2 protein-coding genes are annotated in these 812 nt (G+C 70.4%); both read left to right on the top strand.

The window, feature by feature from the left end; genetic code table 11:
• The first annotated feature begins 45 nt into the window (after positions 1–45).
• Positions 46–465 (top strand): IS5 family transposase, encoded by a 420-nt coding sequence (locus PSU4_RS33175; RefSeq protein WP_222596470.1) that lies wholly within the window; start codon positions 46–48, stop codon positions 463–465.
• Positions 462–812 (top strand): transposase (locus PSU4_RS33170; RefSeq protein WP_222596469.1); only part of this gene is annotated, 351 nt, incomplete at its 3' end. The genes PSU4_RS33175 and PSU4_RS33170, both read left to right, overlap by 4 nt.

Below are 812 nucleotides of genomic sequence, written 5' to 3'. Positions count from 1 at the left end.
CGTGTCCTGTAAGGGTTCTGAGCTGCGGTCGGTGATCATGCTCGAGTGGTGGGGCGTGGGGAGCTGACGGAGAAGGCGTGGGCCCGGATCGAGCCGCTGCTGCCGCCGGTCGAGAGTGGGGGTCGGCGGTGGCGTGATCACCGGCAGGTGATCAACGCGATCCTGTGGAAGCTGCGCACCGGGGCGCCGTGGCGGGACCTGCCCGAGCGCTACGGGCCGTGGAAGACCGCGCATGAGCGGCTGCGGATCTGGACCGCGGACGGCACCTGGGAACGCATCCTCGACGAGGTGATCGTCAAAGACGACTCCATCGGGAACGTGGAGTGGACCTTCAGCATCGACTCCAGCTCCGTCCGGGCCCACCAGCACTCCGCCGGGGCCCGGAAAAAGGGGGCTGCACGACCGGATGGATCGAAGACCTCGCCGTCGACGGGGAAGCCCTCGGACGGTCCCGCGGAGGTTTGACCAGCAAGATCCACCTCGCCGTCGACGGGCGCGGCCTGCCCATGTCGGTGATCCTGACCCCGGGCCAGGCCGGGGACAACCCGCAACTGCTGCCGCTGTTGGACCAGATCGCGGTCGGACGCGACGGGCCCGGCCGGCCGCGCACCCGACCCGAGCGGGTGCTGGCCGACAAGGCCTACTCCCACCCCTCGACCCGGGCTGCGCTGCGAGCGCGGGGGATCGGGTTCACCAGCCCGGAGCGGATCGATCAGATTCAACGACGTCGCGCGAAGGGCTCCCGCGGTGGCCGCCCGCCTGCGTTCGATCCTGACCGCTACGCCGACCGCAACGTGGTCGAGCGCTGCTTC

Source organism: Pseudonocardia sulfidoxydans NBRC 16205, assembly GCF_007989085.1.
In the GTDB taxonomy this organism is placed as follows: domain Bacteria; phylum Actinomycetota; class Actinomycetes; order Mycobacteriales; family Pseudonocardiaceae; genus Pseudonocardia; species Pseudonocardia sulfidoxydans.
Note: the sequence above shows the minus strand (reverse complement) of the source record. Positions and strands in the feature narration are given on the sequence as shown.